This window comes from Streptomyces caeruleatus (assembly GCF_001514235.1).
Taxonomy (GTDB): domain Bacteria; phylum Actinomycetota; class Actinomycetes; order Streptomycetales; family Streptomycetaceae; genus Streptomyces; species Streptomyces caeruleatus.
The window spans coordinates 1-26065 of record NZ_KQ948950.1; the positions used below are offsets into that span (position 1 = coordinate 1).

The window sequence follows — 26065 nt, forward strand, 5'->3', positions numbered from 1 at the left end:
CCGGGCTCTGAAGGGCGTGCGTCTCGGGGGCCCCGTCGGGGCCGGCGGCTGGGGCGGGGCTGTGGTGGGGCTGTGCCTCGGGGGTCCCCTCGGGGCCCGGGTGGGGGGCGGTCTGGTCGCCGGGGGGCCAGGTGGGTGGGGTGTCCGGTGGGGTTGTCAGGTGGTCCAGGACGCGGGAGAGGGTGGGGCCGTCGGCGTGTCGGGGCGTGCCTTCGGTGGTGGGGCGGACGCCGAGGGTGTCGAGGACTCGGTGGAGGCGGGCCGCGTCGGTGCGCCATTTGCGGTCGACGACCTCTTCCGGGTACTCCTGCCAGTCCACCGGGGACCAGTCAGGGCCGGGTTCGGCGGGGCCACCGTGGAAGAGGCGGGCGGCCAGGAGCGAGGCGGCCTCGTCGATCGCGCCGGGCTCTTCGAGCAGGTCACAGGCGGGGCGCTCGCCCAGTCGGGAGGCGAAGCCCTCGGCCAGACGGTCCCGCCGGGACAGTTCGGTGAGCGCGGCGACGACACCCGCGTCCAGCCGGGACGGCCAGCGGCCCATCCGCCAGGCGGGCAGCGCGACCCGCGTCAGCAGCCGGTCCCAGCCGGCGTACGCCAGCCCGACCTGTTCCTGGGCGACGATCCGCAGTCCGTAATCCACAGCCTGTGCACGCTCGGCGGCCGCCGAGGCCACCCCCCGTTCCATCTCGGCCGCGTGGTCCCGGCAGCTGCGCAGCAGCAGTCGGGCGACCCAGCCGATGCCCGCGCACACCGCCCGCGACCCCGGACAGCGGCCGCGCGTCGAGGCGACGGCTACGGCGGCGTCCAGACCCCGGACGAAGCGCCGGGCCTGGGCTATGTCCAGGTGCGCCGACGGTCCCGTACCGGCGACGACCGGGGCGAGGACGGCGCGCAGCTCTCCCACGCGCATCCACCACAGGAACGGCGAGCCGATGACGAGGACAGGCGCGTCGGGCGTACGGCGATGGGCGCCGCCTCTGCTGCCGCCGTGCAGGCCGTTGAGCCCGTCCTCCATGCCGCCCTCGGCCGCGGGCGGGACGTGGGACCGGTGGGTGCGGTCCTCCAGCCAGCTGTCGCAGTCCGGGGTGAGGGCTATCGCGGACGGGGCGGGGACGTCGAGGCGGTCGGCGAGGTCGCGCACCATCCGGTACAGGTCCGGCGCCTGCTCCTCACCGATCGGGACCGTGGGGCTGACGGCGGGCTGGGCACGGGCGACGACCAGGGCGATGGCGGCGGCGGCCAGCAGGACGAGGACGGCGACGGGGGTGACGACCCATCGCGCGGCATGCCAGCCCGGGCCGACGAGGTGGCCGGTGGAGGGGCCGGCGAGCAGCACCACGGCGAACGCCGCGGGCAGCACCGCGACGGCCAGCGCGCGGCTGCGGACCCGCAGCACGGCCATGGCCCGGGCACGCGCTGCCTGCGCACCGACCTCCACACCCATACCGGTCACGCCGGACCTCACCCCCTCCGCGCTGCCCTGGCTGTCCGAACTGTCCTGGCTTTGCTCACTCCCCCACTGTGGCACCCACCACTGACATCGCAATGCCGGTGGGCCAAGTGCCGGAACGCTTGCGCCGCACCCTAGTTGGGGCTTCGGCCCACGTCAGCCGGATGGGGCATCGGTCACTCGATGGAATGGCTTTGGGGAAAGGTGGATGACGGACAGCGAGGATCAGGCCCTTGATCCGGGCGGGTTTCGGGGACCCGGTCCCGGCATGCGTCAGGCCCCGAATCCTGAGACGGATTCGGGGCCTTCGGGGTTTATCCGGGGCCGGTTTGTTCGGGGCCGGTTTGTTCGGGGCCGGCTTGTCCGGGGCCGGTTTGTTCGGGGCCGGCTTGTCCGGGGCCGGTTTGTTCGGGGCCGGCTTGTCCGGGGCCGGTTTATCCGGGGCCGACGCCCTCGGCACTCCGGCCGGTTACGCGCCTTCCGCCGCCTTCGCCGCGATGTCCGTACGGTGCTGGGAACCGTCGAGCTTGACGCGGGCGACGGCCTGGTACGCGCGGTCGCGGGCCTGAGTGAGGTCCTTGCCGGTCGCCGTGACGGACAGGACACGGCCGCCGGCGCTGACGACCGCGTCACCGTCCTGCCGGGTACCGGCGTGCAGGACGTACGCGTGCGGGGCGTCCTCGGCGGCCACCTCGTCGAGGCCGGTGATGGGGTCGCCGGTGCGCGGCGTGCCCGGGTAGTTGTGGGAGGCGACGACCACGGTGACCGCGGCGTCGTCCCTCCAGCGCAGACGCTCCAGGTCGGCGAGGTCACCCTTGGCCGCGGCGAGCAGGACACCGGCCAGCGGGGTCTTCAGGCGGGCCAGGACGACCTGGGTCTCGGGGTCGCCGAAGCGGGCGTTGAACTCGATGACCCGTACGCCCCGCGAGGTGATCGCGAGACCGGCGTACAGCAGCCCCGAGAACGGGGTGCCGCGGCGGCGCATCTCGTCGACGGTCGGCTGGAGGACCGTCTCCATGACCTCCTCGACGAGCTTCGGGTCGGCCCACGGGAGCGGGGAGTACGCGCCCATGCCGCCGGTGTTCGGGCCCTCGTCCCCGTCGAGCGCCCGCTTGAAGTCCTGGGCGGGCTGGAGCGGGAGGACCGTCTCGCCGTCGGTGATGGCGAAGAGGGAGACCTCGGGGCCGTCGAGGAACTCCTCGATGACGACGCGCTCACAGGAGTTGGCGTGCTCCCTGGCCGCGTCGAGGTCAGCGGTCACGACGACGCCCTTGCCGGCGGCGAGGCCGTCGTCCTTGACGACGTACGGGGCGCCGAAGGCGTCCAGGGCCTCGTCGACCTCGGCGGGTGTCGTACAGACGTAGGAGCGGGCCGTCGGGACGCCGGCCGCCGCCATCACGTCCTTGGCGAACGCCTTGGAGCCCTCGATCTGCGCGGCCTCCCCGGAGGGGCCGAAGACCGGGATGCCCGCCGCACGCACGGCGTCGGCGACCCCGGCGACGAGGGGCGCCTCCGGCCCTACGACCACGAGGTCGGCGCCGAGCCGTTGGGCGAGCGCGGTGACGGCCGCGCCGTCCAGGGCGTCGACCTGGTGCAACTCGGCGACCTCGGCGATGCCGGCGTTGCCGGGGGCGCAGTGCAGCGCCGTGACGTCGGGGTCGAGGGACAGGGAGCGGCACAGGGCGTGTTCGCGGGCGCCGCTACCGATGACGAGGACCTTCACGGGGGTCAGCCTAACGGGGTTTTCGTACGGGGTGATGAGGGGCCGGGCCTTGATGACCTGTACGTTCCTCCAAGTCACGGGGCTCCCGCTGCTCCCGCTGCTCCCGTTCCTCCCGCTACTCGTTCGTGAACTCCTCCACCACCGTCGCCCCCAGCTCCCGCACGATCAGCTCGTAGCCGGACAGCGCCGACTCGTTGAGGTCGGGGTCGTCGTCCTCCGGGATGTCGTCCTCGATGGACACCGGGGGCGGCGGCTCCGGGGCGGAGGAGGGCCGGGACGCCGGGGCGGGGGCGGCGGACGGCGCGGGGGCCGACGGAGATGGGGCGGGTGCCGAGGGCGTCGACTGGGGAGGGGCCGGGCGCTGGGCGGACGTACCGCCACCGCCGTAGCCGGTGGTGCCGCCACTGCCGTAACCGCCGCCGGCGCCGCCTCCGCCGCCGAAGCCGGATGAGCCTCCGCCCGGTGGCGGCGGAGCCGAACCGCCACCGCCGCCCGACGGGTCGACGACCGCCTCGATCTTCCACTGGACGCTGAACTGCTCGGCCAGCGCCTGCCGCAGTACGTCCTCGCTGCCGCTGCTCGCGAAGTTGTCACGCGCGCCGGCGTTCACGAAGCCGAGTTGGAGGGTGGTGCCGTCGAAGCCGGCCACCTGGGCATTCTGGCTGAGCAGGATCCAGGTGAAGCGGCGACGGTTCTTGACCGCCTCGAGGATGTTCGGCCAGAGCATGCGGGGGTCGACGCCGCCGCTGGGGGGTGCGTAGGCGGGGGCGGTGCCGGTGGGGGGAGCGGACGGGGGCGTCGCGGTCGGGGGCGGGGGCGTGGGGGTGCCGCTCGACGGGGCGGGGGGTTGGGTGCCGCCGCCCGCGGGAGCTGCCGTGGGCCAGCCGCCGGGACGTCGGCCGCCGCCCGCGGAGGCTGCGGTGGGCCAGGCGCCCGGGGCGGGCGTGGGTGTGGGCGCGGGCGCAGGGGTCGGCGGAGCCTGAGCGGGCTGTGGCTGGGGCTGGGCCTGGGGCTGGGGCTGGGGCTCAGGCTGGGGTGGGGGCTGAGGCGGCTCGGCGGGTGTCGCGGGCGCCGGAGGTGCGGTGGGGGGCTGCCCCACCGGGGCCGTACCGGCAGCCGCCCCGGGACCGGTGGCGGGCGGCGTCGGCGTCTGCCCAGGCCCACCCGAAGCCCGTACGGCAGCCCGCGCCGCCGCTGGACCGCCACCCGGCGGAACCTGGGCGGCGGGCGCTCCCGCGTGGGCGTCCGGGCCCGGCACGTACCCCATCGCGGGCATGCCACCGCCGCCCGCGGCCGGGGCCGCCCCCGCCGAGAAGTTGACGCCCCGCTCCAGCCGATCGAGCCGGGCCATCACGGAACGCTCGTCCCCGTACGCCGCGGGAAGCATCACGCGCGCGCAGATCAGCTCCAGCTGGAGCCGGGGCGAGTTGGCGCCCCGCATCTCGGTCAGCCCCTCGTTGACCAGGTCGGCGGCGCGGCTGAGCTCCGCGGCGCCGAAGGTGCCGGCCTGGGCCTGCATACGCTCCAGGACGTCGGCCGGGGCGTCGAGGAGCCCCTTCTCGACGGCGTCGGGTACGGCGGCGAGGATGACGAGGTCGCGCAGCCGCTCCAGCAGGTCGGCGACGAACCGCCGCGGATCGTTGCCCCCCTCGATGACACGGTCCACGACCTCGAAGGCGGCGGCCCCGTCACCGGTCGCGAAGGCCTCCACGACGGAGTCGAGGAGCGAGCCGTCGGTGTACCCGAGCAGGGAGGTGGCCATGGCATACGTCACACCCTCCTCCCGCGCTCCGGCGAGCAGCTGGTCCATGACGGACATGGAGTCACGCACGGAGCCCTGGCCGGCCCGCACGACGAGGGGCAGCACGCCGTCCTCGACGGGGATCTTCTCCTTGCCGCACACCTCACCGAGGTATTCCCGCAGGGTGCCGGGCGGCACGAGCCGGAACGGATAGTGATGGGTCCGCGACCGGATCGTCCCGATGACCTTCTCCGGCTCGGTGGTCGCGAAGATGAACTTCAGATGCTCCGGCGGCTCCTCGACGACCTTCAGCAGCGCGTTGAAGCCGGCCGACGTGACCATGTGGGCCTCGTCGATGATGTAGATCTTGTACCGGCTGCTGGCGGGCCCGAAGAAGGCCTTCTCGCGCAGCTCACGGGCGTCGTCCACACCACCGTGAGACGCGGCGTCGATCTCGATGACGTCGATGGAGCCAGGGCCGTTCCGCGCCAGGTCACGGCAGGACTGGCACTCCCCGCACGGGGTCGGCGTGGGCCCCTGCTCGCAGTTCAGGCACCTGGCCAGGATCCGCGCGCTGGTCGTCTTGCCGCATCCGCGCGGCCCGCTGAACAGGTACGCGTGATTGACCCGGTTGTTGCGCAGCGCCTGCTGCAACGGGTCGGTGACATGCTCCTGCCCGATGACCTCGGCGAACGACTCCGGGCGATAGCGGCGGTACAGCGCGAGAGACGACACGCATACGAGGTTATAGGCGCCCACTGACAACCCACCCCGCCCGGGAACGCAAGCGCCCCCCACGCACCCGCCAGAGCCGACCTACCCTTGCTGCCTTCCGGCCCTGGGGGAGTTCAGTCAGATAGCGCCGCGTGAGGGGCTGCCCAAACAGTACCCGATGGCGGGGGGCGGGAACGAGTTCGCGAGCACTCCTCAACGTCTTGTATTGTTTGCGGCGGAGGATTCGCCTAGAGGCCTAGGGCGCACGCTTGGAAAGCGTGTTGGGGGCAACCCCTCACGAGTTCGAATCTCGTATCCTCCGCAGCCGCCTGAACAGGCGATATGAAGGGTCCCGCTGATCATCAGTGGGACCCTTCGTCGTTGTCCTCAGCCGCCGTTGTCCTGGTTTTTGTCCACAGGGGGTGTTTCCGGGGGTCCCCAAATGGCATCGGCGATCTTCTTGGCCACGTCCTTGAGCATGGCGTCCGGCACATGGAGGTACCGCGCCCGCATGCTCGCGGAGGTGCCCGGCTCCCACCCCATGATCTGATCGATGACGCGGGCCGGGACACCGAGCAGCATGAGCACGGTGGCGGCCGTGTGCCGGGCGTCGTGCAGGCGACCGTCCCGAACCTTCGCGTCTTCCAGCAGACGCTTCCAGTCGTGGTAGTCCGTGTTCGGGCTCAGGGGGCCACCCAGCAGCTTGGTGAACACGTAGTCCGACTCGGTCCACAGGTCGCCGGCCTCCTTGCGCTCGCGCTCCTGCGTCACGGCGTGTGCTCGGAGCATGGCGACCAGCGGGCCCGGCAGAGGCACGGCGCGGCGGCCGGCGCGCGACTTGGTGTTCTTGGTCTCGCGCCGGACCTGCACCTTGTCCGGGCAGTACCCCGCCTTCGCCCGGCCGCATGGTGAGGCTTCCGGGCACCCGTGGGCGTACCTGGGCCGCAGACGGTTCCTGCGCAGCTTGAGGTACTCGTTATCCAGGTCGACGTCAGACCAGCGCAGTCCGAGCGTCTCGCCCTGCCGCAGTCCGAGCGCCAGCGCCAGCATCCAACGGGCGCTGTTCCGGCGCTTGTTGGCTTCGAGCAGTAGGCGCTGAACCTCTTCCACGGAGTAGGGCTCAACCTCCGATTCGTCCTCTTCCATCCGTGGCGGCTTCGCCAGCGCGGCGGCGTTCTTCGCCGCGTAGCCGCGCCGTACCGCCTCCCCCAGCGCGGTTCGGGCGGTGCGGTGGGCTTGGTGAGCCGTACCGGCCTTGCGCTCCCCGTTCGCCTGCATGCGGCGATACAAGCTCTCCAGGTGTTCGGGCTGCAAGCGGTCAAGGCGGTGCTTGCCAACACCAGGCACGAGGTGGACGCGAACGGCGACCTCGTAGCCGTCGTAGGTGTTCTCGCTGACGGTCGGCTTGGCGATGTTCTCAACCCAGTGCTGAAGCCACTTCTCAACCGTCCACGGCTTGCCGGGCTGACGCGCCGAACCCGCGTCGCGCTGCTTCTCAAGCCGCTTGACTTCTTCCACCAGTTCGTCACGCGTCGGGCGCGTGATGTGTCGACGGTACGGCTCTCCGTTGTCCTTGTAACCCATCGGCACACGGGCGTGCCAACGGCCGTCAGCCCCGAAGTAGATCGCGGTTTCGCCGTTGGCGCGGCGGGTGCCCTTCTTCTTCTCTGCCACAGGCAGGCTCCTGCTTCCTCACTGTCGAGACGGAGACCGAGACGGCGGGCTGTCCCGTTGGGGAGGCCCGCCGTCTCGGGCGCGGTCAAGCGGCTCGTTGAGCCGCGCGTCGGCGAGCGACGTATGCGGCGGGTGCGTCGGCGGGGACCCTGCGGAGGGTGCCGACGGTGATGGACTCCAGCTCTCCGGAGCGGATGAGCCGGTAGCAGACGGTGCGGCCGATCCGGAGTCGGCGGGCGGCCTCTTCGACGGTCAGCAGAACGAGGGTGGTGTCTATGACCTCGGCGACGTGGGCCGTGTCCATGCGGAGGACTCTCCTTCGTCTTACGACGGTGCGGTTAAGCCCCTTCCGGGGATCCGCAACAGCCGCAACACCGCAACACGCCTGGTCAGAGGCTCGGATTTGTTGCGGATGGCAGTGATGTTGCGGATAGCGCCGCCACACCTGGGTGTGGCGGCGCCTTGGAATCCGCGCTGATCAGCCAGCGACGGGGAGCGGGAGTGTGGCGGTTTCCGCTGTCGTGTTGCGGATGCCGTCCGGGCTGTCCGCAACAGACTCGCCCCCGCTGACCTGCGGTGTTGCGGCTGTTGCGGATGTTGCGGATTCCTCGGGGGGAGGCGGGCAGTACCGCAGCCACGCGTCCGCCAGGTCTTCCGCGTAGTAGCCCTTGGGCGTTCCCGACGCGGTGCGGAAGGTACGGGGCTTGATCGGCTTGTTGGCCGGTGTGACGTACGCGCTGAGCATCCGGGCCAGGGTCCGGGCGTTCAGGGGCTTGTCGTCCAGATCCACCCAGGGGCTGTCGTCCAAGCTCAGCAGGCATTCGAGGATGACCGCGGTGGGCATGCGGTCAGCTCCGCAGAACACCTTGTCGCGCAGGTCGGTCAACAGGCGGATGCCGAGTGAGGAATCGTCGCCCTCGTGGGCGGCGCGGACCAGTTCCAGGCAGGCGGCGCGGGCGCGCTCGGGCCAGTGCCCGCCAGCCGCGTCGGCGACCGCGAGCAGGGGTTCCCACACGTCGGCGGGGCGGTCGGTGACGCCCTCGGGCATCTCGGGCCAGGCTTCGGCGACGGCATCCCGGACGGTGTCGGCCCACTTCGCGAGCCGGTCACGCAGGGCGTGGCCTTCCTTCTCGTGGGTGCGGCGCCGGTAGGGGGAGACCTTCTCGTTCGGGGCGCGCTTGCGCATGCGGATGATGACGGAGCGGGTCAGGATCGTGTCCGGCAGGGAGCCGAGTCCGGCCATGGCCACGGCGCAGTAGGACGAGAACCATCCGGCGCTCTGGTTGGAGCCGTCCCCGACGCAGCGCAGTGAACTGCCACCGCGGCGGTAGCCGGAGTTGAGGAACCCTCGGACGGGTTCGTTGTCGCCGGCCTTCGGGCCGAACACGGTGTCGATCTCGTCGAAGAGCAGCGTGGGTAGACCGTCGGTGGCTTCGACCAGCCGGAACAGGGCGTTGGCGGAAGCGTTGACGGTGATCGCGGCGTTCGGGGTGAGGGTCTCCACGATCTCCAACGCGCGGGACTTGCCCGACCCGGGCTCCGGCGAGAGAAACGCCAGGCGGGCCGTGCCGTCGAACGCGTCGATGAGGTGGGCGTGGGCGTCCCACAGAGCAACCGCCACGTAGGCGGATTCGGTGGGGAAGACGTTGAAGCGCCGGTGGAACGCTTCGACCTCATCGAGCAGGGCCGCGCCGTCGATGGACGACGTGGGCGCCTTGGTGCTGGTCATGCGGCGTTCCTCCCTTCCTGGGTGGTGCGGAGCGGGCAGAGGTCGCGGTGGGCTTCGTGGTCGGTGATCAGGGCGTGCACCTTGCGGTGGCCGATGGCGCTGCGGTCCCTGCCGCACAGGCACTTGGAGGTGGCGGTGGGGGTGGCGCCGCGGGGTGCGCGGATGTGGAGCCAGGCCACGGGGAAGCGCCCGTCACCACGAGGTGGGGCGCTGGAGTCCTGGTCGGGGGGAAGGGCTGAAAGGACGGCCTGTCGGCCGTCGTCCTTCGTGCCACGGCCGTTGTCGGGGTCGGGAGCAGACAGGCGCGGTCGGCCCGGTTCGGGGTACGCAGGCTTTTCAGCGCCGCGGCGAGGACTCACACGGCCTCCCTCGGTCGGGCGGTGCGGATGGACCAGTCCAGGGCGCTGCGGATGGTGGCCCGGCACTCGCCCGGGGCGAGTCCGGCCGTCTCGCCGGCGGCCTGAAAAGCCTGCTCCACCACGTCCCGGGCGATCTCGCCCCAGGCGACGAACCGTCCCAGGGCGCGGGCGCTCACCATCAGCTGGTTGTTCCGGCCGCCCTGTGGGCCTCCCGCCTCGGGCGTGTTGCTGACGGTGGCCGTCTCACGCTCCAGTGCCACGCTCGCGCGGCGGGTGGCCTGCCCGGGGATCAGGAGCGGGGCGGGTGCTGCCGTACGCGCGGGCGGGGTCTGGAGGACGTGCAGGAGCCAGGCGGGCAGGCCAGCCACGGGGGCGTTGTCGGCTACCTCGTAGGCGCCCTGCGGGGTGATGCTGCCCGCGGCCACGACGTTCCCGCCCCACGCTCGGGTGTCCACCAACGGGGCCACCGTGCCGGCCGTGTTGTGGAGCACCGTGCAGGGCGGGGCGGTGAAGTACAGGTGCATGCCGCCTGAGGGCGTCCGCACCGTGTAGGTGGCGGGCCAGGGCCGTCCGGCGCGCTCGCAGAGCGCCGAAAAGGTCGTCGCGCCGCTAGGCGCGTCCGAACTGCCCTTCCCGTTCTTGTCCTTGGGCATGTCCAGGTCGACGACGACCAGGCCGGAGGGGCCGGTGGCGATGCCGACGTTGAACGGGCCCGCGCCCCATGCGGCGTGGATGCGGTCGGGGTCGGTGGTGGCGCGTTGTTCCCACTTCACGTGTCCGGCGGCGCACTCGCCCGTGTGGGGGCAGGAGCGTTCTCCGTGCAGGGCGGAGCCCTTGCCGCCGGGGCGCAGCGGGTGGACGTGCCACCCGTAGGCGGCGGCTTGCAGCGCTGCGGACAGCAGCGCGGAGCGTGCGTCATGCGTCATGCTGGGTGGTCTCCAGTTCTCTGAAGTGGTGCTGGAAACCGGGGCGACCGCGTGTCTTTGGCGAGATGGGGCGGTCGCCCCGGGCGGTGCTAGAACGGCGGCTCGTTGCCCGGCTCAGGGCGGTTGCTGCCGGTGTTCCACGGGTCACCGGACGGGGCGGCGCCGTTGCCGCTTGTGCGCTTGCCGTTGATCGTGACGGTGGTGAAGCGCAGGGACGCGCCGATCTCGTCGACCTCGACGGCGAGCATCGAGCGGTTCTCGCCCTCCGTGGTCTGCCAGTCGTGCTGACGGATCCGCCCGGACAGCACCACCCGCGAGCCCTTGCCCAGGGACTCCGCGACGTGTTCGGCCAGCGCGCGCCAGGCGGCGCAGCGGAAGAACGTGGACGTACCGTCCTTCCACTGGTTCGACTCGCGGTCGAACACGCGCGGCGTGGAGGCGACGGTGAACTTGGCCAGAGCCTGGCCGGAGGCGGTGAACTTCAGCTCCGGGTCGGCGGTCAGGTTGCCGATGATGGTGATCGGGGTCTCTCCGAACGACATGTGATCACTCGCTTTCGGATGTGGTGGGGCAGTGGTCGGCGGTGAAGTAGAGGCGGGTGCGCTTGCCGTCGCGGGTGGGGTACTGGCGCGGGGGGCCGGTGTCGAACGCGGCGGCCAGGGCCCGGCTGACGCGGTCGGCGTCGTCCGGCGCGCAGATCACGCGGATCTCGAACACGGAACTCCTTGGTCAGGCGGCGGTGAGCAGGGGCTGTTGCCAGGCCGGTAGGGCGGCCTGGACGCGGGTGCGCCAGCGCAGGGCGTATTCCAGGCAGTTGGCGCAGTTCTTGTGCGTGTGGCCGGGCAGCGGGGGCCGCTTGCGGGCGTGGTAGCTCCAGGCCGCGCTGTCGGCGGAGGCGAGCAGGTGGCCGACTCGTTCCAGGCCGAGAATCTTGAAACCGAAGCCGTGCAGGCGCAGCCCGCGCGCGGCCATGGCGGTCACGATCGCGGCGCCTTCGCGGGTGGACTGCAGGCGGCAAACAGAGCCGAGCCCGACCGTGGGTTCACGGGTCAGGTCGACTCCGGCCCGCTCGTACAGCTCCGCGCACCGCTCGTAGTCGGCGACGGTGCGCCCCTGAAGGACCGGAGCTATCCGGAGGTCGGGGGCGAGGGAGCGCAGTTCGAGGAAATTGGCGACGGTGCGGCGGATGTGCTCCGGCACGCTCAGGTGGGTTCCGGCGAAGGTGAGCGGTCCGGCCGTGCCGCCGTGGATGATGAGGTCTTCGCACATCCAGTCCTGAGGGGCGGCCCAGTCGTAGGGGCCGACGCATTCCCAGATGCGGCGCAGGTCATCGACGTACTGGCGTGGCGAACGTGTCCAGCGGCCGTGGCGCTGGAGCTCCGTGAACCCGCCGGAGTCCACCGCGTAGGGGCCGCGCGCCGGATCCAGCTTGACCGCGTTGGCGAAGTGCTCGGACTTCAGGAACAGCGGCACGTCGGTCAGCCGGACCCAGTGGCGTTTGTGGGTGGTCAGGTAGAAGCGCAAGCGGTACCCCCTTCAGCCGTGGAAGTGGCTGCGCTTGATGACGGCCTTGCGGATGTTGACCGTGGTCCCGCCGCGGTGGTGGTGGCCGGTCGCGCCGAAGATCTGCACGGCGATCCAGCCGCCGAAGATGACCGCGGCGAGGGTGATGAGTTGGGTGATGAATGCGGTCAGGGCGGCGATGAACGAGGTGAGCAGGACCAGGCCGCCGCACACCGCCGCGAACCCGATGCCTCCGAGGGCGATGTTCACCGCCGTCCGGGAGACGGCCGGACGTGTGTCGACCGGCGCCGGGGCGGGTGCGGGTGTGAGGGTGTAGCCGGTGACGACGCGGCCGTCGGGCAGTACGACGCTCTGCACGGCTGGCGGCGGGCCCGGCTGGACCGGCACGACGGCGGCCGTGGGCGCGTGCGCGGTGATGGGTATGGGCTGGTGGACTTCGACGGCCGCGGGCCGTTCGAGGTGGGTCACGGGAGCTCCCTTCGGGAAGGCTGCGGGCCCGCGCACGAAAGGTGTGCGCGGGCCCGCGGGAAGGTGTTACGAGCAGGTGTTAGGCGGTGTGAACGGCCGCTGTTAGGGCGCGTAACGCATGCGCCTGCCTAGGGGTTTGGGTGTTAGGCAGGCGTAACGCGTTACGGGTGTCAGGCGGCCGTGAGGGCGGGGACGATGCGCCACCGGCCGGTGGCGTTGGTGGCGTCCAACCGGCCCTCCTGGGCGGCTTCCTTCAGCCGCAAGGACACCCAGGAGCGAGACAGGCTGTGCCGGTCGCACCAGTCGGTGAAGTCCTTCGGGCCCACGATCATGTGGCCGTCGGCTTCGAACTCCGCGAGCGCCGCGGCGAACAGCCGCCGTGCCTCCTCCGGCGACGGCTTGTGACCCGTCTCCTGCCCGAAGATCGGGGCGTCGTCGCCCTCCTGCGGGTCGGGCAACTCGGCCTCGGGGTCAATGTCGATGTCCTCGGGGTCGACCAGCAGTCCGCCGTGGTCCATGTCCTCGTCCTCCTCGCTACGGACGGCCCGCAGTGCGACCGGCTGCCCTGCGTTGTCGTCGGCGGTGCGGCCGGTATAGGCGCGACCGGCGACCCCCGAGACCGCGCCGGCGGTGACAGGGTCGGCGACCGCGCCGTTGTGCTGCGCCCACGCGGCGAGCCGTTCCATGACGGGCACGGCCCGGATGGTGAAGCGCCGCGTGCGGCCCGGGGACGGGTAGCGGGACTCGTCGATCCCCGGCGATACGACGTAGCAGTAGCCGGGGCGCCGGTTGCCCCACGCCCCGGGGTGGGCGCCCGCGTCGATGACCGTCTCCGGCAGCGAGAACCCCTCGTCGCGCGGGTCACAGCCAAGTGCGATCACGGACGGCAAGGATGCGCGGGTGGAGGTGGACATCTGGTCGTACGACGGACGCTGAAGCGACACCACCAGCGAGATGCCCGCGGAGCGAGCCTCCTGCGCGATCCCGGTGAACGCGTCATCGCCCAGCGCGCGCAGAGTGTTGGCGGCTTCCTCGAACCAGGCGACCAGGAACGGCATGCCCGCACAGCCGCACGCCCGGCCGTCGCTCCGGCAGGAGTGCGCCGGGTCGTTCTGTGTCTGTGCCGCCTCGGGGACCCACTGGCGGTAGCCGTGGGCACCCAGCCAGCGCGTTCGGGCGGGGATGGCGGCCTCGACACCCGCCACCATCACCTCCGTGGGCGTGCCGCCCTCAACTCCCCAGTCCAGACCGGCCCGGAGGGGAGCGAAGTCCTGGAACGCCTTGGGGTCCGAGAACCACACAACCACGTCCGTACGAGACAGGATTTCCGTCAGCACGTTCAGCGCGGTGTCGCCCTTGCCGGAACCCGTGCCGCCCGCGATCAGCAGGTGCGTGGAGTTGCGGCCCGCGTCCGGATCCCCGGGCAGCCAGACCAGCAGATCGGCGCCGTCGTCGTAGCGGCCCAGGTTGAGCGGGTCGGCGATCGAGCCGCCCAGGTTCGACGGGCCCTCCCACTCCACCACCTCGGACAGCATGTCCTCCGGCACGATGACCAGGTCCCCGCGCCGTTCGGAGTCCGGGTCGGGCGAGTAGCGCACGGCGGACTTCGGCAGGTCCAGCGCGGACGCGATCCGCGCCAGGGCCTTGGTGACGTCGTCGTTGGTCTGCTCGCCCGGCTCCAGCGCGAGCGGCGCGGTGACCCGGTTGGGCTCTACCTTCGCGGCACCGATCTGCGCCCGCGCCAGCCCCACCTTCTCCAGCAGACCGCCGTCCGCGCTGCCGCCGGCGGCGCCCTCGGGGTTGTGGCGCAGGGCCATGCGCACGTTCCACGACAGCGCCACGACGGGCCCGCCCATCAGGTACAGGTCGTCGACCGGCCCGGCGGTCGGTCCGGCCAGGCAGGCGGCCGTCAGCCACGCTGATCCGGCCGCCACGGTGACGGCCGAATGGATGCGGCGCTGCTGGCTTGTGGACTTGCCCATGAGCCACGTGGCGCCAGTCAGAGCCACGGACGCGAGGGTCAGGCCCACGCCGGCCGCCGCGCTCTCTCCCCAGTGCCAGTGGCCCAGGGCGCCAGCCACGCCGGTACCTGCCCAGCCCAGCCACGGCGGGAGGTGCGGCTTGGCCCGGTTCAACAGGTACGCCCGGACGGTGCCGCCCGTACCCTCGTTCGTGACGGCGGGGACGGCGAGCGGGTAGGTCCGGCCGTCCTGGTCAGTCCACTTGTGAGCCATGGTCGACCTCCTTACTGCTGAGCCCAGTTCATGACCGGCTGCTGCGGCTTGCGGGCACGGTGACGGACGCGGTTGATCTCTTCCTCGTACTGCTGCTGGAAGGCGGAATAGCAGGCCGCAGCGTTCTTCGCCGCGTCCCGCAGCGCGTCCGCGGACTTCTGCATCTTGCGGGCCACTTTCTGCGCCCGAATGCGGGAGCCGAACGCGCGGCCCTCCGGGTCGGGCACGGCCGCCAGCACGCCCTTGAGGATCTCGGCAGCCATGGCCACCTCGATGGACAGCGCCACACCGGCCGCCCGCAGGGTGTTGCAGTAGTTCCGCACCTGCGCCGGGGAGGTGAACTCCGGGGAGGGCAACAGGGCATCGGCGTGCGGACGGCCCCCGCTGGCGCGGGCCACGCTCTTGTTGTTGTTGACGGTGACGTTGATCGGCGGGACGAACGAGCCGCCCATCGCGCCGACGAACCCGCCCGCGGCGGCGCCCGCGTTGGCGAACTTGTTCGGCTTGTTGGCCGCGCCGTTGGTGTTGTTCGTCGGCGTGCGCCGACGCTGGCCGTTGGTGGTCTGAGCCATCAGGCAGTCTCCCTTGAGGTCAGTGCGTGCGGCGGACGATGAGCCACGCGGTCTGCGCGGCGATCAAGCCGAGCAGCCAGACCAGCTCCAGGGGGCCAGCCAGCGGGCCGAACCCCGCGGCCAGCGCCGCCCACCCGCCCGCGAGCGTGGAGAGCGCGGCCAGGCCGATACGCCAGGCCAGCGCGGAACCGTGCGCGGGCCGACGGCGCTGGATGATGCCGAGCCACAGCACCGGGGCCGCGGCCAGAGGCGCGAGCGCCAGGCCGGACCACCAGCCCAGCACGTGCAGGAGTGCGGTCACGATGAGCGCCAGCAGGGCAAAGCCGGTCGGTGCGAGCGCGCGGCGGGAGCTCCACAGTGAGCGCCCCAGGAAGCCGAGCGCTTCGCGGGTCAGGGACGGCCGTTCGGGGACGACGACCACGAACGGCTGCGCTCCGCGGCGTCCGCGCTGGCGCGGGATGTTGATCGTGTGGACGCTCGCGGCCTTCATGCCGCGGGCACGGGTACGGCTGGACACAGCGACAAGCTCCTTGGTCGGAGGGGTGGTTGGGGGGTGCTGTGCGGTGCGCGAAATGTCAGCTCACCGGGTCTGCGCGCCGGGTCTGCGAGGGTGCCGCTCGCCGGGGCTCACCGGGTCTGCTTCACTGGTGCGGTCGACTGCTTCCGGCAGTCGCGACGAAGGCCAGCCCACTTTCCCTGGGCTGGCCTTCATTGCGTCGTGCCGGACGTGCGGTCAGGCTTCGGATTCCTCGTGGGACATCAGCGATCCCCACGCACGGCGCACGCGCTGTTCCCCGCCGACGAACCCCGACTCGCGGAACGCGGCCACGGCCTGGCGGTAGGACAGCGGCGGATCGTCCGAGTAGCGCAGGTGCCGCAGGACGACGACAAGCTGTACGTCCGTCAGCGGCTCCCCCACCACCGGCGCGGGCACGCCCGCGACGGCCGCGATCTCTTCGAGCGTCACGGGCAGTTCCGCGGGCGGCGTCACGGGCGTGACGGGCTCTGGCGGAACGGTCTCGAATGCGGCCGTGACCTGCGTGTCTTCCTCCGTCACGGGGGGTGTGACGCCCTCCTCGTCCGCGCCCTCGATCGCGGGCGGCTCGGGGGCGGCCGTCACGCCGGGGGCGGGGGCCGTGACGGGCAGGGCGAACATGCCCGCAAGCGCGGCGTCTGCGCCGGCCGTCATCCGCTCGCGCTGGACGTCGACCAGGTGCGCCCCGAGCAGGGCGTCACCCGTACCGACCTTCTTGGCAAGCTTCCACGACTCCAGCTCCGAGCCCTTGCGCGCCTTCTCGTCGGGATGGTTCGCGGCGCGTGCCCTGTGGTAGGCGAGGCGCTGCATGACGGCCGCATTGCGGCGCTGGGCTTCGGCGTCCACGCCGGTGCGGTAGACCACGATGCGGCGGGCCAGCAGGCCCATGCCCTCCGCGGACACGCACATGGCCATCGGGGTGACGGCGAACACCACCGCCTCCGTCACGGACTTGGCGACCGCAGCACCGGTCAGGGAGGCCACCGCGGGCAGCGTCCACAGCCCGACCCGCACGGCCGCCGGGGCCGACTGCCCCAGCATGGTCAGGCCCACCAGGACCAGTGCGAGCACCAGCGTGGCGCCCTCACCCGCGGCGACCACACCGAGCGCGGTGGCCGACCGGTGGAACACCGATGTGATGTTGCTGTAGGTGCCGACCGCACCCAAGCCGCCGAACGCGACCATGGGCACCGCGGCGGCACCGAGGATCCATGCCTGGCCCCTGCTCAGGGACCGTTCCGGGGGATGCTTCACTGCTCTCTCCTTATCGGGAGGTTGCCGCCCGTCCAGGCCGGTCAGGCGGCTTTCTGGTCGTCGGGGAAGGCGCACAGCAGGCACATGCCGAGCGACGTCGGCAGGCAGTAGCTGTAGGTGATCCCGCACTGCGGGCAGGTGCACCGGGCGAGCATCGCCAGCGCCAGCGCGCCCCACTTGCGGGAGGTCATCGGGCGGACCGGCTTGGCGCGGTCGATGCGGTAGAGGTAGCTGACCCGCACGCCCCCGGCCCTGCGGTTGACGCGCATGACCTGTGCCGCGATCGGCTGGCCACCGGGCCGTAAGCCCCTCGTGCGGAGCTGGCGGCGGGTGGCCAGGCCGTCCGGGGCCAGGCGCCAGGGGTAGGTGGGGACGCCGTAGCGGGCGCCGGTCGGGTCGTAGCACTTGCCCCACGCGGCGGACATCAGGCGGCCTCCGGGTCGCTGCCGCGGCAAGACCACGGCGAGCAACCCAGCGCGGCGCCGTCCTCGGCTTCTTGGTCGGCGATGGCGTCGAACAGGTCGCCCTGCCGGTCGTTCCACTCGTTGCGGGTGATGCGGTCGATGGGGGCCTGATCGAGCGGCAACAAGCTGCGGTGCAGGTACGGCGCTTCCTTGATGCCCCGAAGCTGCGTTTGGCGCATCTGGTGGTCGAAGTCGACCGCGTCCGCCCACTCCTCGGGGTGGTGGTCGCGCAGCTCGCGCCACTGCCGGTTGCCGTGGAACGGGCACCCGATGCAGGCGCTCTTGGGAGTCTCTCCCCAGCCGTGCGAGCGCAGGTAGCGCAGGCAGTCATTGCGCGTCCAGCCGGACCGGCCGTCCGCGGCGCCGTCCAAGTCGAGCAGGGGGAAGACGTTGTGCAGGTAGCGCACGGACGCGTCCTTGGCCCGCTCGAACTCATCGCGGCTGATGCCGATGGCCTGCTCGACGAACACCCCCGCCGGGACCGGCTTGGGGTGCGGATAGCCCAGCATGGAGCGGACCTTGGCCTTGATGGGCTTGACCTTGTATTCCTCCGTGCACTGGCGCCGCACCATCGCGGCCCGGGTGCCGGAGCGGTCCCGGACGAACACCGGCATGCGGACGAACGAGCCGGGATTCAGCGAGTCCGCACGCAGGTTGCCGCTCACGCGCTGGGCATTGCCGCCCTCCACCCGAACCCGGTACACCGGGATGCCGGCAGGCTGGGCAACTTCGCGTTCCAGGCGGTCAAGGTGGGCGTACACCTTGCGCGGTTCCCAGCCGGTGTCCGAGAAGATCGCGGCGTCCCACTTTGGCAACCGGCCCTCCGCGGCCAGTATCAGCAGCGTGGTGGACTGCACCCCGGCGCCCAGCGACAGCACCCGCAGGCGGGGCGCCGGTGACGCGTTCATGCGGCCCTCCCCACCGGGGCCGGGGCCGGTACGTCACCGTAGCCGGTCAGTTCCAGCACGGCGCCCGCGTAGTCGATGGACGTCTTCAGCACGCGCGTACGGCCGTCACTCTGCTCGCGATACACCACGTCGTCAGGGGCGATGCCCAGCGCATTCCGCCACGTCTCGAAGTCGGCCAGACCGCCGTGGAACCTCAGTACCAGCCGGTCCGGGTAGATGGTCGAGACGTCGATTTCCGGTGCGGGCAGGTGACCGAAGTCAACAGCCAGCAGGCGCAACGCCCGCAGCGGCACGGAGAGACCGTCCAGCGTCAGACGCTCGCTCATGCCGCAACCCCCCGGCGGACCGGACGGCGGCGGGCGGGGCGGGCCAGCGGGACCACGTTGAACAGGTCCGGGTGGTCCGCGACCACCCGCGCGGCCAGGCGGATCAAGTCGTCCGGGAGCTCCCGGAACTCGGGGTCGGCGAGAATGTCATGGGCCGCGTCCAGACGGGCCGCGCGCTCCTCGTCGCTCTCGCCCTCGACCCCGAGCCACAGCTCAACCGGGGTGCCGAGCGCCAGTTCCGCGAACTCCGCGTCGGTGACGGCCTGATGACCGGCAACGATGTACTTCATAGGGCGTGCTCCTCTCAAGCGGAAACGGCCCAAAGAACAGCGGCTCCGGTGTGTCAGCACCGGAGCCGCGGCCGTTGAAGTCGGTAGATCCGGCTCCCCACGCCCTGCCCGTACAGCCACGGGGCCGGACGGGCAGGGGAGGCAACCGGCCGCCGCACCAAGTGCGGCGGAACGGTCAAGGTCAGGAGATGCGCGGGCCTGAGCCGCGCTGGACACCTTTTGCGGGAGGTGACGGCCCGTCCTACGCGATATGGATCTGTGCCTCAGTCCCGCTCCTCCGAGGAATCGCATCTCGGTCTCTTCGCGCGGCGTGCGTGCCCTTGGGCAGATCCGTTCTTTTGAGTCGGCACGTGTCCCTGACGGGAGATGACCGACTGGTCTCCGCTCACCTCGGCCGGAGTCGTCACGGCCGTCGTATCTGTGGCGGATCACGCTGTGGAGTTGTCGCCAGGAGCCGCACATGGCGGACTCCTGCACTCCTGCACTCATGTGTAGGAGTGACATGTAAGAGAGTGCCCAACTCATGTACATGAGTCAACCCGCCGCGCGAAATTGCTGCGACGGGCCGGAGCTCAGGAGTCGGGTTGTTCAGTCGCCGGCAGGGATCCGGTACTCCAAAACGAACTGGTCAGCGGCCATGAAGGTGTCGCAGACCTCGACCACCCGGCCCGCCTCAGATTCCGCGTTCCGGGTCAGGTGGATGATGGGCGAGCCGGGGCTCAGGCTCAGGGCAGCGACCTCCTGTTTGGTGGCCAGACGGACGCGAACGGTCTCTGAGAGCTCCCGCAGCCTGTGCCCGTGCTCTTCCAGCCGGGCGTAGATGCCGCCACCACCAGGGTTCTCCTCGAACAGTTCCGGGATGTCCTTCGCGATGTCCCACGGGAGGTAGGACGTGGCTTCCTCGGTCGGAGTGCCATCACTGAAGTAGAGACGGCGCCGCGCCAGCACCTTTGCCCCGACCGGAACCGACAGCCTCTCCGCGATCTCTTCCGGAGCGTCGACCGGCCCGACGTACAGGACGCTCACGCTGGGCGTACTGCCCGCTTGCTCCGCCTCAGCCAGGTACGCAGCCTTGCCCGCAGTGCGATGCGATCGGCGGAACCGGTCCGAGGACTTCCGGCGCACAGGGGGCCGCCGCTTCACGTACGACCCCTTGCCGTGACGCGTCTCGATGAGCCCCGTGGCCCGCAGTTCGGCGAACGCCTTGCGAACCGTGCCCTGAGAAGCGGCGTACTTCTTCATGAGGTCAGATTCGCTGGGTACCTGATCCCCCGGGGCAAGGATCTTCTCCTTGATCTGCTGGACCAGGTCGTCAGCGATCTGTAGGTACTTTGGTTTTCCCGAGTCTCTGGAAGACGTGGGCATGTCCTACTGTTCCTCCTAAGCTCCTGTACATAAGCAACGCTACCCGGAGGGTGCGTCAATGCCGCTTCACTCGGTCTCGGTCGCTGGCGTGGTTGTGCGCGATGACGGCCGCGTGCTCGCGATCCGACGCGCGGACAACGGCACGTGGGAGCCCCCTGGGGGAGTCCTGGAACTGGACGAACGCCCCGAGGACGGCGCGGTGCGGGAGGTGCTGGAAGAGACGGGCATCCGCGTCTCAGTCGAGCGCCTGACCGGCGTCTACAAGAACATGAGCCGGGGCATCGTGGCTCTCGTCTTCCGGTGCCGGCCGGTCGACGGTGTGGAGCGCACGTCGAATGAGTCGACGGCCGTGGAGTGGCTGACTCCCGATGAAGTCGAGAAGTGGATGGGTGAGGTCTACGCCGTGCGCGTGCTGGACGCCTTGGGCTCCACGGTCACGCCCCACGTGCGCGCCCATGACGGACGCCACCTGCTCGAATCCGCCTGAGCCACGCTGCACGGCTTGCCGCTCGTTGTCCTGTTCTTTGTCCAGTGCGCGGACGGCCACCCCCGTTCACTGGCGTACGCGCACCCCGTCTGACCTGCCGCGCGACCCCCCGTGAACGGCCCCGTACGGCCGCGCGGACAGTTGGAAAGCGTGTTGGGGGCAACCCCTCACGAGTTCGAATCTCGTATCCTCCGCCAGTGCCTCACCGGGCACGATGTCGAAGGGCCCCACCGTTCGCGGTGGGGCCCTTCGACGTTGTCCGGGCCCAGCTTTCGTCTCAGTTGGCACCCATGATCGAGTCGATCACGACGTCCGGGACGCCGAGGATCAGGAGCACGGTCGCGGCGGTGTGGCGAGCGTCATGGAGACGGCCGCCTCGTACGCCCGCGTCCCGCAGCAGTCGCTTCCAGATGTGGAAGTCGGTGTTCGGGCTCAGGGGGCCACCGGTTGGGGAGGCGAAGACGTATCCCTTGCCCTCCCAGTCGGCACCGGCTGCGATCCGTTCCCGTTCCTGTGTCTCCTGGTGCTGGCGGAGAATCTTGATCAGCGGATCGGACAGGCCGATGGTTCGACGGCCCGCGCGGGACTTCGTGGACTTGTGCTCGCCGCGGGTCTGCTGTCGCTGAGGGCGATAGCCAGCCTTCCGCAGCCAACCTTCCGCAGCCAGCCTTCCGCCCGCACGGATCGGCACCACAGCCGTGGGCGTACTTCGGGCGCAGACGGTTCTTGCGGATGCGGACTTATCCCGCGTCCAGGTCGACGTCTTCCCGCCCACCAGGCGTCTGTGTGCCTCCGCCGCAGGTCAGGTCCGGAGCAAGCCCCACGCCCTCAGCTTCCCAAGCTGAGAGCCTTGCGGGTCAGGCACCCTCTGAGTTGCTTTCGCGGGCCGGCCGCCGCGGCTTGCTCTGGTCGACGACGCGAGCCGGTAGCTGACCGCAGCCGGTGGGCGTGGCTGGAGCGCCCGCCCGCCTGATCGGTCGGCGCACTCACCATCGTGGCTGACTGTCGTCGGCTGAGGTTCGTGCCCCAACCGTGCCAGCTGCAGAGCTCAGCCACGGTCAGCGAAGGAGCATACGGCCGAGTTTCGCCTCACCAGGTCTCGAAACCGCAGGTCAGTGGCATGACGCGGTTACTCTCGTCCGGATCTGTGCCGACGGCCACAGCGAGCGGGATAGACGTAGGCTCATACTGAGTCATGACAAAGCCTGCTGCACTGAAGCGTCACTTGCCTACCAGCCCCTTCAAGGCCCCGGTCACACCGACTCCCAAGCACTTCGCCACGGGCGACCAGGTCACACATGACGTGTACGGTCTCGGCCGGGTAATCGGCGTCGAGGACGGAATCGCGGCGCTGGTGGATTTCGGCTCGGCGCAAATGCGGATCTTGAGCCCGTACGCCAAGATGACCAAGCTGTAGGACCACTGTGCCCGGGTCACGGCACGCCAGGCCCCATCAGGGGCCTGTAACGGAAGAGAGATCTCTCATCGAGCCAACGTCGCTGTTCTCCGCTCTGGAAGAGCAACCCCGCTGCTCCACTGCAGCATCGCCGCCTCCGACGACGAACCCCTTCCAGGCCCCAGACTTCAGGGAAGACGAGATCTTCCTACTCGACGATGCGCAGGAGCCCGCCTCAGGCATGCGTGCGGCGCGCCCCAAGGCGGCTTAGCTCCACGAATGACGGTGACTTCGGCAGCCCGCCACGGGCCGTCTCCGGTGCTGCGGAGGAACGCGGCCGTCTCAGTTTCCGTCTCATTCAGCGCCGTTCACGGCCGTTCAGGCGAGCCCCGGAGCCGTCCCCACGCCAGTGGTCATCCGCCCATGAACCCAGGTGAATGGCCCCGAACGACGCCCACCACCCCACCACCACAGTTGGAAAGCGTGTTGGGGGCAACCCCTCACGAGTTCGAATCTCGTATCCTCCGCCAGTGCCTCACCGGGCACGATGTCGAAGGGCCCCACCGTTCGCGGTGGGGCCCTTCGACGTTGTCCTCATCTGATGGGGCGCGCTTCCGCGGGCCCTGAACCACAGAGCTGATCAACTCGCCATGGCGAGACTGGCTCTCATCGTCCTGCTCGTTGTCCTGGCCTTTGTCCAGCGCATCGACGGCCGCCATCGTTCCGCCCCATGCCGGCGTCAACCCGGAGAGTGGGACTTCGCGCGGCCCGCCCTCCGGTGCCGCACTCGGCCCGGCGGCGGCCGGCCCTCAGTCCCCTCTCCTCGCGAACTCGGCTCCGGCCGGCAGGTCGACGATCCGTACGACTGTCGGCCAAGCCGGACCCGGAGGCGTTCCGCCACTGCGCCGTCGGCCTGCGTGCCGCCCCCGCCGACTTCCTCTTCGTCGACGACCGCGAGGAGAACGTCCGCGCCGCGCGGGCCAACGGCATGAGCGGACACGTCTTCACCGGGCAGGACGGACGGACTCACAGCCGTCCTCGACGCGTGGCTCCCGGCCCGATGAGCAACGCTGCCCGTGACCGTCGGCACCCTGACTCGCTCGCATGCTTTGTCAACCGGGACTGCTTCGTGTCGTCGGTTCCTTGAGAGAACGCCCGGCCTGCCCCCTGCTCTGGCTACGCTGGGTGGTTCCGGGAGCGCGGGTCGGGGGGGGCAAGTGAGTGCTGACATCGGGCAGTTGGTGGAGCAGGCGGGGCCGTATCTCGCCACTGCGGTGAGCGCGTACGGGGTGGCGGTGTTCGCGCGGGGGGAGGGCGCGGGCGTGGATGCCACGGCCGGTCCGGGGCGGCGGATGCTTCAGGCGGTGTGGCTTCGTCAGGACGAGCGGGGGCGGGAGGCGTTGGCGGCCGCGGTGCGGGATGCCCACGCGGCGCCGGACGACGCCGACGCGGCTGCCGCTGTGCGTCAGCAGGTCAAGCGGGCTCTGCGCGACGACGTCGAGTTGCCGGCCGAGCTGGCCCGGATGCTGCCCGCGGCCGGTGAGACGGTGAAGGTGACGGCTTCGGGTCGGCGGTCCATCGCCGCGCAGAGCATAGGTACGGCCGTCACCGGGGACAACGCGACGATCAGGCCATGACGGACGGCATGGTGCGGCCCGCGAGCGGTGGCGGGCCGCAGGCGACGGGGCCGCAGTCCGTGGCGGTGGGTGGCGGCGTCGGTGTGGCGATCACCGGCGACGGGGCCCAGGTGGTGATGCTGCCGGCCGAGGCGGTGCGGTGGGCCAGAGAGGTGGAGGCGCCGCCGGGCGCCGGGAACCTTCCGGGGTCCGCGTCCGGCGTCTTCGTCGGGCGGGAGGGCGAACTCGCCGCGTTGCGCCGGCTCCTGGCCGACGAGGGGGAGGCCGCCGTCACCCAGGCACCGGGGACGCGGGCGATCCATGGGCTGGGCGGGATCGGCAAGAGCACGCTCGCCCTGCACTACGCGCACACCCACCGGCACGCCTACACCCTGGTGTGGTGGCTCAACGCGGCGACCGCCGAACAGATCGTCTCCGGTCTGGCCTCCCTCGCGGTGCGGCTGTGCCCGCAGTGGGCGGCCGCCGCGGACCTCCAGGAGCGGGCGGCGTGGGCCATCCTGTGGTTGCAGTGGCACCCCGGCTGGCTGCTCGTCTTCGACAACGTCGAGCACCCGAACGACCTGCGCCGCTACCTCGGTGCCCTGCCGGACGGCCACCACCTGGCCACCAGCCGCACCGCGACCGGCTGGCACGCCGTCGCCCCCACCATGCCCCTGGGCCTGCTCGACGCCGATGCGGCCGTGCGTCTGCTGTGCACCCTCGCTCTCGGAGAGGGGCAGACTCCCACCGCGCACCAGCGCGAGACGGCCGGCGCTCTCGCCGCCGACCTCGGCCATCTGCCGCTGGCCCTGGAACAGGCGGGCGCCTATCTCTTCGAGACCGGTACGTCGATGGCCGAGTACCGAACCCTGCTCAGCCAGGTCATGGACACCGCCACAGCGGGGATCGACCCCGAACGCACCATCGCCCGCATCTGGCGCCACACCCTGACCGCCATCGAACGCCGCAACCCCCAGGCGGTGAACCTGCTCACCGCGATGGCCTGGCTGGCACCCGACCGTATCCCCCGCACCCTGCTCGCCCCGCTGTGCGGCGACATGCGCACGCTCGGCGAGGCCCTGGGCGTGCTGCATTCGTACAACATGATCTCCTACAGCGCGGACCGGCAGAACGTCAGCGTCCACCGCCTCGTCCAGGCCGTCCTGCGTACCTCCCTGTCCCGCCCCGCGGACCACGACCAGGGAGGACGCGGGCTGGCCGAGCAGGCCGTCATCCACGCCCTCACCCCGCCGCCCGGCCAGGACAGCGCCTCCGAAGCCCAGTGGGACGCGCTCATCCCGCATCTGATCGCCCTCGCCGCGTCCACCCCGCCGGGGCCCCGTGACGACCCGCTCGCCGACTGGTACGAGGCCGCCGCCGAGCGCATGCACGAACAGGGCCACTCCGCCCGTACGGTCCCGCTGTACAGGGCGACGCTCGCCCAGCGGGAGCGTGCGCTCGGCGAGACCCACCCCGACACCCTCGTCAGCCGGAGCGACCTCGCCGCCGCCTACGACATGGCGGGGGACCTGGAACGGGCCATCCCGCTGTGCGAGACGACTCTCGCCCAACGTGAGCGGGTGCTCGGCGACACCCACCCGGACACCTTGCGGAGCCGGAGCAATCTCGCGCTTGTCTACAGTGCGGCGGGGGACCTGGGGCGGGCCATCCCGCTGAACGAGGCGACCCTCGCCCAGTGCGAGCAGGTCCTCGGCGACACCCACCCCGACACCCTGAACAGCCGCAGCAGCCTCGCGCTCGCCTATCAGGCGGCCGGAGATCTGGGCCGGGCCATCCCGCTGCACGAGGCGGCCCTCGCCCAACGTGAGCAAGTCCTCGGGGACACCCACCCCGACACCCTGAACAGCCGCAACCACCTCGCCTGGGCCTATCACCTGGCGGGGAACCTGGAGCTGGCCATCCGTCTGTACAAGGCCACTCTCGCCCAGCGGGAGCAGGTCCTCGGCGACACCCACCCCGACACCCTGACCAGCCGCAGCAACCTCGCGCTCGCCTATCAGGCGGCCGGAGATCTGAGCCGGGCCGTCCAGCTGTCCGAGACCACCCTCGCCCAACGCGAGCGCGTACTCGGCGACACCCACCTCGACACCCTCGCGAGCCGCAGCAGCCTCGCGCTCGCCTATCAGGCGGCCGGAGATCTGAGCCGGGCCGTCCAACTGTCCGAGACCACCCTCGCCCAACGCGAGCAAATACTCGGCGACACCCACCCCGACACCCTCGCGAGCCGCAGCAACCTCGCCTTCGCCTACCGGGTGGTGGGGGATCTGGAGCGGGCCATCCCGCTGCACGAGG

At 71.1% G+C, this 26065-nt stretch carries 25 protein-coding genes, 1 tRNA gene, 1 other RNA gene and 2 pseudogenes; 6 read left to right on the forward strand and 23 right to left on the reverse strand.

Annotated elements, in window-relative coordinates:
• The 4 genes and pseudogenes from AQJ67_RS42940 to ffs form a co-directional block, all read right to left on the reverse strand.
• Positions 1–1450, reverse strand: a pseudogene (locus tag AQJ67_RS42940) (hypothetical protein); the annotation flags it as partial.
• A 466-nt stretch (positions 1451–1916) separates the two neighbouring features.
• On the reverse strand, positions 1917–3170 hold the full coding sequence (purD, locus tag AQJ67_RS42945; protein WP_062725411.1) for a phosphoribosylamine--glycine ligase: 1254 nt from the start codon (positions 3168–3170) through the stop codon (positions 1917–1919).
• Between the two features lie 115 nt (positions 3171–3285).
• Entirely contained in the window at positions 3286–5646 is a 2361-nt protein-coding gene (locus tag AQJ67_RS42950) for a DNA polymerase III subunit gamma and tau (RefSeq protein WP_062725414.1), read from the reverse strand.
• Positions 5647–5691: 45 nt separating this feature from the next.
• An RNA gene (gene ffs, locus AQJ67_RS42955) (signal recognition particle sRNA small type) lies at positions 5692–5790 on the reverse strand.
• Between the two features lie 72 nt (positions 5791–5862).
• Here ffs and AQJ67_RS42960 point away from each other — a divergent pair.
• Positions 5863–5947: transfer RNA gene (locus AQJ67_RS42960), tRNA-Ser, on the forward strand.
• Positions 5948–6012: 65 nt separating this feature from the next.
• Here AQJ67_RS42960 and AQJ67_RS42965 read toward each other — a convergent pair.
• From AQJ67_RS42965 to AQJ67_RS43045, 18 genes are all read right to left on the reverse strand, one after another.
• Positions 6013–7299, reverse strand: a complete 1287-nt coding sequence (locus AQJ67_RS42965; RefSeq protein WP_062725416.1) for a tyrosine-type recombinase/integrase — start codon at positions 7297–7299, stop codon at positions 6013–6015.
• An 85-nt stretch (positions 7300–7384) separates the two neighbouring features.
• The gene (locus AQJ67_RS42970; protein WP_019887642.1) at positions 7385–7603 is read right to left on the reverse strand and encodes an excisionase family DNA-binding protein; all 219 of its coding nucleotides are present in this window, start codon (positions 7601–7603) and stop codon (positions 7385–7387) included.
• Between the two features lie 174 nt (positions 7604–7777).
• The gene (locus AQJ67_RS42975; RefSeq protein WP_062725418.1) at positions 7778–9028 is read right to left on the reverse strand and encodes a DUF3631 domain-containing protein; all 1251 of its coding nucleotides are present in this window, start codon (positions 9026–9028) and stop codon (positions 7778–7780) included.
• Positions 9025–9207 (reverse strand): hypothetical protein, encoded by a 183-nt coding sequence (locus AQJ67_RS42980; RefSeq protein ID WP_062725421.1) that lies wholly within the window; start codon positions 9205–9207, stop codon positions 9025–9027. The genes AQJ67_RS42975 and AQJ67_RS42980 overlap by 4 nt, the downstream gene beginning before the upstream one ends.
• Positions 9208–9383: 176 nt before the next feature.
• Positions 9384–10313, reverse strand: a complete 930-nt coding sequence (locus tag AQJ67_RS42985) for a bifunctional DNA primase/polymerase (protein WP_062725423.1) — start codon at positions 10311–10313, stop codon at positions 9384–9386.
• A gap of 89 nt (positions 10314–10402) precedes the next feature.
• Positions 10403–10855: a single-stranded DNA-binding protein gene (ssb, locus tag AQJ67_RS42990; protein WP_062725425.1), complete on the reverse strand. Its 453-nt coding sequence runs from the start codon at positions 10853–10855 to the stop codon at positions 10403–10405.
• Positions 10856–10859: 4 nt separating this feature from the next.
• Complete coding sequence (locus AQJ67_RS48495; RefSeq protein WP_167366258.1) at positions 10860–11030, reverse strand: hypothetical protein; 171 nt, start codon at positions 11028–11030, stop codon at positions 10860–10862.
• A gap of 12 nt (positions 11031–11042) precedes the next feature.
• On the reverse strand, positions 11043–11837 hold the full coding sequence (locus tag AQJ67_RS42995) for a deazapurine DNA modification protein DpdA family protein (protein ID WP_062725427.1): 795 nt from the start codon (positions 11835–11837) through the stop codon (positions 11043–11045).
• 12 nt (positions 11838–11849) lie between these two features.
• Positions 11850–12305: a hypothetical protein gene (locus tag AQJ67_RS43000; protein ID WP_062725429.1), complete on the reverse strand. Its 456-nt coding sequence runs from the start codon at positions 12303–12305 to the stop codon at positions 11850–11852.
• A 170-nt stretch (positions 12306–12475) separates the two neighbouring features.
• Entirely contained in the window at positions 12476–14539 is a 2064-nt protein-coding gene (traB, locus tag AQJ67_RS43005) for a plasmid transfer protein TraB (RefSeq protein ID WP_062725431.1), read from the reverse strand.
• Positions 14540–14550: 11 nt separating this feature from the next.
• Positions 14551–15111, reverse strand: coding sequence for a plasmid transfer protein TraA (traA, locus tag AQJ67_RS43010; protein ID WP_062725434.1), 561 nt, complete (start codon positions 15109–15111; stop codon positions 14551–14553).
• Between the two features lie 19 nt (positions 15112–15130).
• Complete coding sequence (locus AQJ67_RS43015; protein ID WP_062725436.1) at positions 15131–15628, reverse strand: hypothetical protein; 498 nt, start codon at positions 15626–15628, stop codon at positions 15131–15133.
• 216 nt (positions 15629–15844) lie between these two features.
• Positions 15845–16900, reverse strand: coding sequence for a hypothetical protein (locus AQJ67_RS43020; RefSeq protein WP_062725438.1), 1056 nt, complete (start codon positions 16898–16900; stop codon positions 15845–15847).
• Between the two features lie 41 nt (positions 16901–16941).
• The gene (locus tag AQJ67_RS43025) at positions 16942–17325 is read right to left on the reverse strand and encodes an RRQRL motif-containing zinc-binding protein (protein ID WP_062725440.1); all 384 of its coding nucleotides are present in this window, start codon (positions 17323–17325) and stop codon (positions 16942–16944) included.
• Positions 17325–18272, reverse strand: coding sequence for a hypothetical protein (locus AQJ67_RS43030; RefSeq protein ID WP_244190798.1), 948 nt, complete (start codon positions 18270–18272; stop codon positions 17325–17327). The genes AQJ67_RS43025 and AQJ67_RS43030 overlap by 1 nt, the downstream gene beginning before the upstream one ends.
• Positions 18269–18598 (reverse strand): hypothetical protein, encoded by a 330-nt coding sequence (locus AQJ67_RS43035; protein ID WP_062725442.1) that lies wholly within the window; start codon positions 18596–18598, stop codon positions 18269–18271. The genes AQJ67_RS43030 and AQJ67_RS43035 overlap by 4 nt, the downstream gene beginning before the upstream one ends.
• Positions 18595–18888, reverse strand: a complete 294-nt coding sequence (locus AQJ67_RS43040; protein ID WP_062725444.1) for a hypothetical protein — start codon at positions 18886–18888, stop codon at positions 18595–18597. The genes AQJ67_RS43035 and AQJ67_RS43040 overlap by 4 nt, the downstream gene beginning before the upstream one ends.
• Positions 18889–19476: 588 nt before the next feature.
• Positions 19477–20253, reverse strand: a complete 777-nt coding sequence (locus AQJ67_RS43045; RefSeq protein ID WP_019887668.1) for a GntR family transcriptional regulator — start codon at positions 20251–20253, stop codon at positions 19477–19479.
• Positions 20254–20311: 58 nt separating this feature from the next.
• Here AQJ67_RS43045 and AQJ67_RS43050 point away from each other — a divergent pair, with 58 nt between their 5' ends.
• Positions 20312–20740 carry an NUDIX hydrolase gene (locus AQJ67_RS43050; RefSeq protein ID WP_062725446.1) on the forward strand — a complete coding sequence of 143 codons (429 nt, stop codon included), beginning with the start codon at positions 20312–20314 and terminating at the stop codon, positions 20738–20740.
• A 286-nt stretch (positions 20741–21026) separates the two neighbouring features.
• Here the strand turns inward: AQJ67_RS43050 and AQJ67_RS43055 are convergent.
• Positions 21027–21504: pseudogene (locus AQJ67_RS43055) on the reverse strand (tyrosine-type recombinase/integrase); the annotation flags it as partial.
• A 431-nt stretch (positions 21505–21935) separates the two neighbouring features.
• On the opposite strand from AQJ67_RS43055, the gene AQJ67_RS43060 reads away from it, so the two are divergent.
• The 4 genes from AQJ67_RS43060 to fxsT form a co-directional block, all read left to right on the forward strand.
• On the forward strand, positions 21936–22157 hold the full coding sequence (locus tag AQJ67_RS43060; RefSeq protein ID WP_062725448.1) for a hypothetical protein: 222 nt from the start codon (positions 21936–21938) through the stop codon (positions 22155–22157).
• Between the two features lie 709 nt (positions 22158–22866).
• Positions 22867–23283 (forward strand): HAD-IA family hydrolase, encoded by a 417-nt coding sequence (locus AQJ67_RS50530; RefSeq protein ID WP_341846201.1) that lies wholly within the window; start codon positions 22867–22869, stop codon positions 23281–23283.
• Positions 23284–23353: 70 nt separating this feature from the next.
• Positions 23354–23773 (forward strand): hypothetical protein, encoded by a 420-nt coding sequence (locus tag AQJ67_RS43065; protein WP_062725450.1) that lies wholly within the window; start codon positions 23354–23356, stop codon positions 23771–23773.
• Positions 23770–26065: FxSxx-COOH system tetratricopeptide repeat protein (gene fxsT / locus AQJ67_RS43070; RefSeq protein WP_107123141.1), on the forward strand; the 2296-nt coding region annotated here is incomplete at its 3' end. The genes AQJ67_RS43065 and fxsT, both read left to right, overlap by 4 nt.

Coding starts and splice junctions, on each gene's coding strand:
- AQJ67_RS43040 (WP_062725444.1), bottom strand. CDS start 18,888: ATGAAGTACATCGTTGCCGGTCATCAGGCCGTCACCGACGCGGAGTTC.
- traA (WP_062725434.1), bottom strand. CDS start 15,111: ATGGCTCAGACCACCAACGGCCAGCGTCGGCGCACGCCGACGAACAAC.
- AQJ67_RS43060 (WP_062725448.1), top strand. CDS start 21,936: ATGACAAAGCCTGCTGCACTGAAGCGTCACTTGCCTACCAGCCCCTTC.
- AQJ67_RS43030 (WP_244190798.1), bottom strand. CDS start 18,272: ATGAACGCGTCACCGGCGCCCCGCCTGCGGGTGCTGTCGCTGGGCGCC.
- AQJ67_RS43025 (WP_062725440.1), bottom strand. CDS start 17,325: ATGTCCGCCGCGTGGGGCAAGTGCTACGACCCGACCGGCGCCCGCTAC.
- AQJ67_RS42985 (WP_062725423.1), bottom strand. CDS start 10,313: ATGACGCATGACGCACGCTCCGCGCTGCTGTCCGCAGCGCTGCAAGCC.
- ssb (WP_062725425.1), bottom strand. CDS start 10,855: ATGTCGTTCGGAGAGACCCCGATCACCATCATCGGCAACCTGACCGCC.
- AQJ67_RS43035 (WP_062725442.1), bottom strand. CDS start 18,598: ATGAGCGAGCGTCTGACGCTGGACGGTCTCTCCGTGCCGCTGCGGGCG.
- AQJ67_RS50530 (WP_341846201.1), top strand. CDS start 22,867: ATGCCGGCGTCAACCCGGAGAGTGGGACTTCGCGCGGCCCGCCCTCCG.
- AQJ67_RS42975 (WP_062725418.1), bottom strand. CDS start 9,028: ATGACCAGCACCAAGGCGCCCACGTCGTCCATCGACGGCGCGGCCCTG.
- traB (WP_062725431.1), bottom strand. CDS start 14,539: ATGGCTCACAAGTGGACTGACCAGGACGGCCGGACCTACCCGCTCGCC.
- AQJ67_RS42970 (WP_019887642.1), bottom strand. CDS start 7,603: ATGGACACGGCCCACGTCGCCGAGGTCATAGACACCACCCTCGTTCTG.
- AQJ67_RS43045 (WP_019887668.1), bottom strand. CDS start 20,253: ATGCCCACGTCTTCCAGAGACTCGGGAAAACCAAAGTACCTACAGATC.
- AQJ67_RS43050 (WP_062725446.1), top strand. CDS start 20,312: ATGCCGCTTCACTCGGTCTCGGTCGCTGGCGTGGTTGTGCGCGATGAC.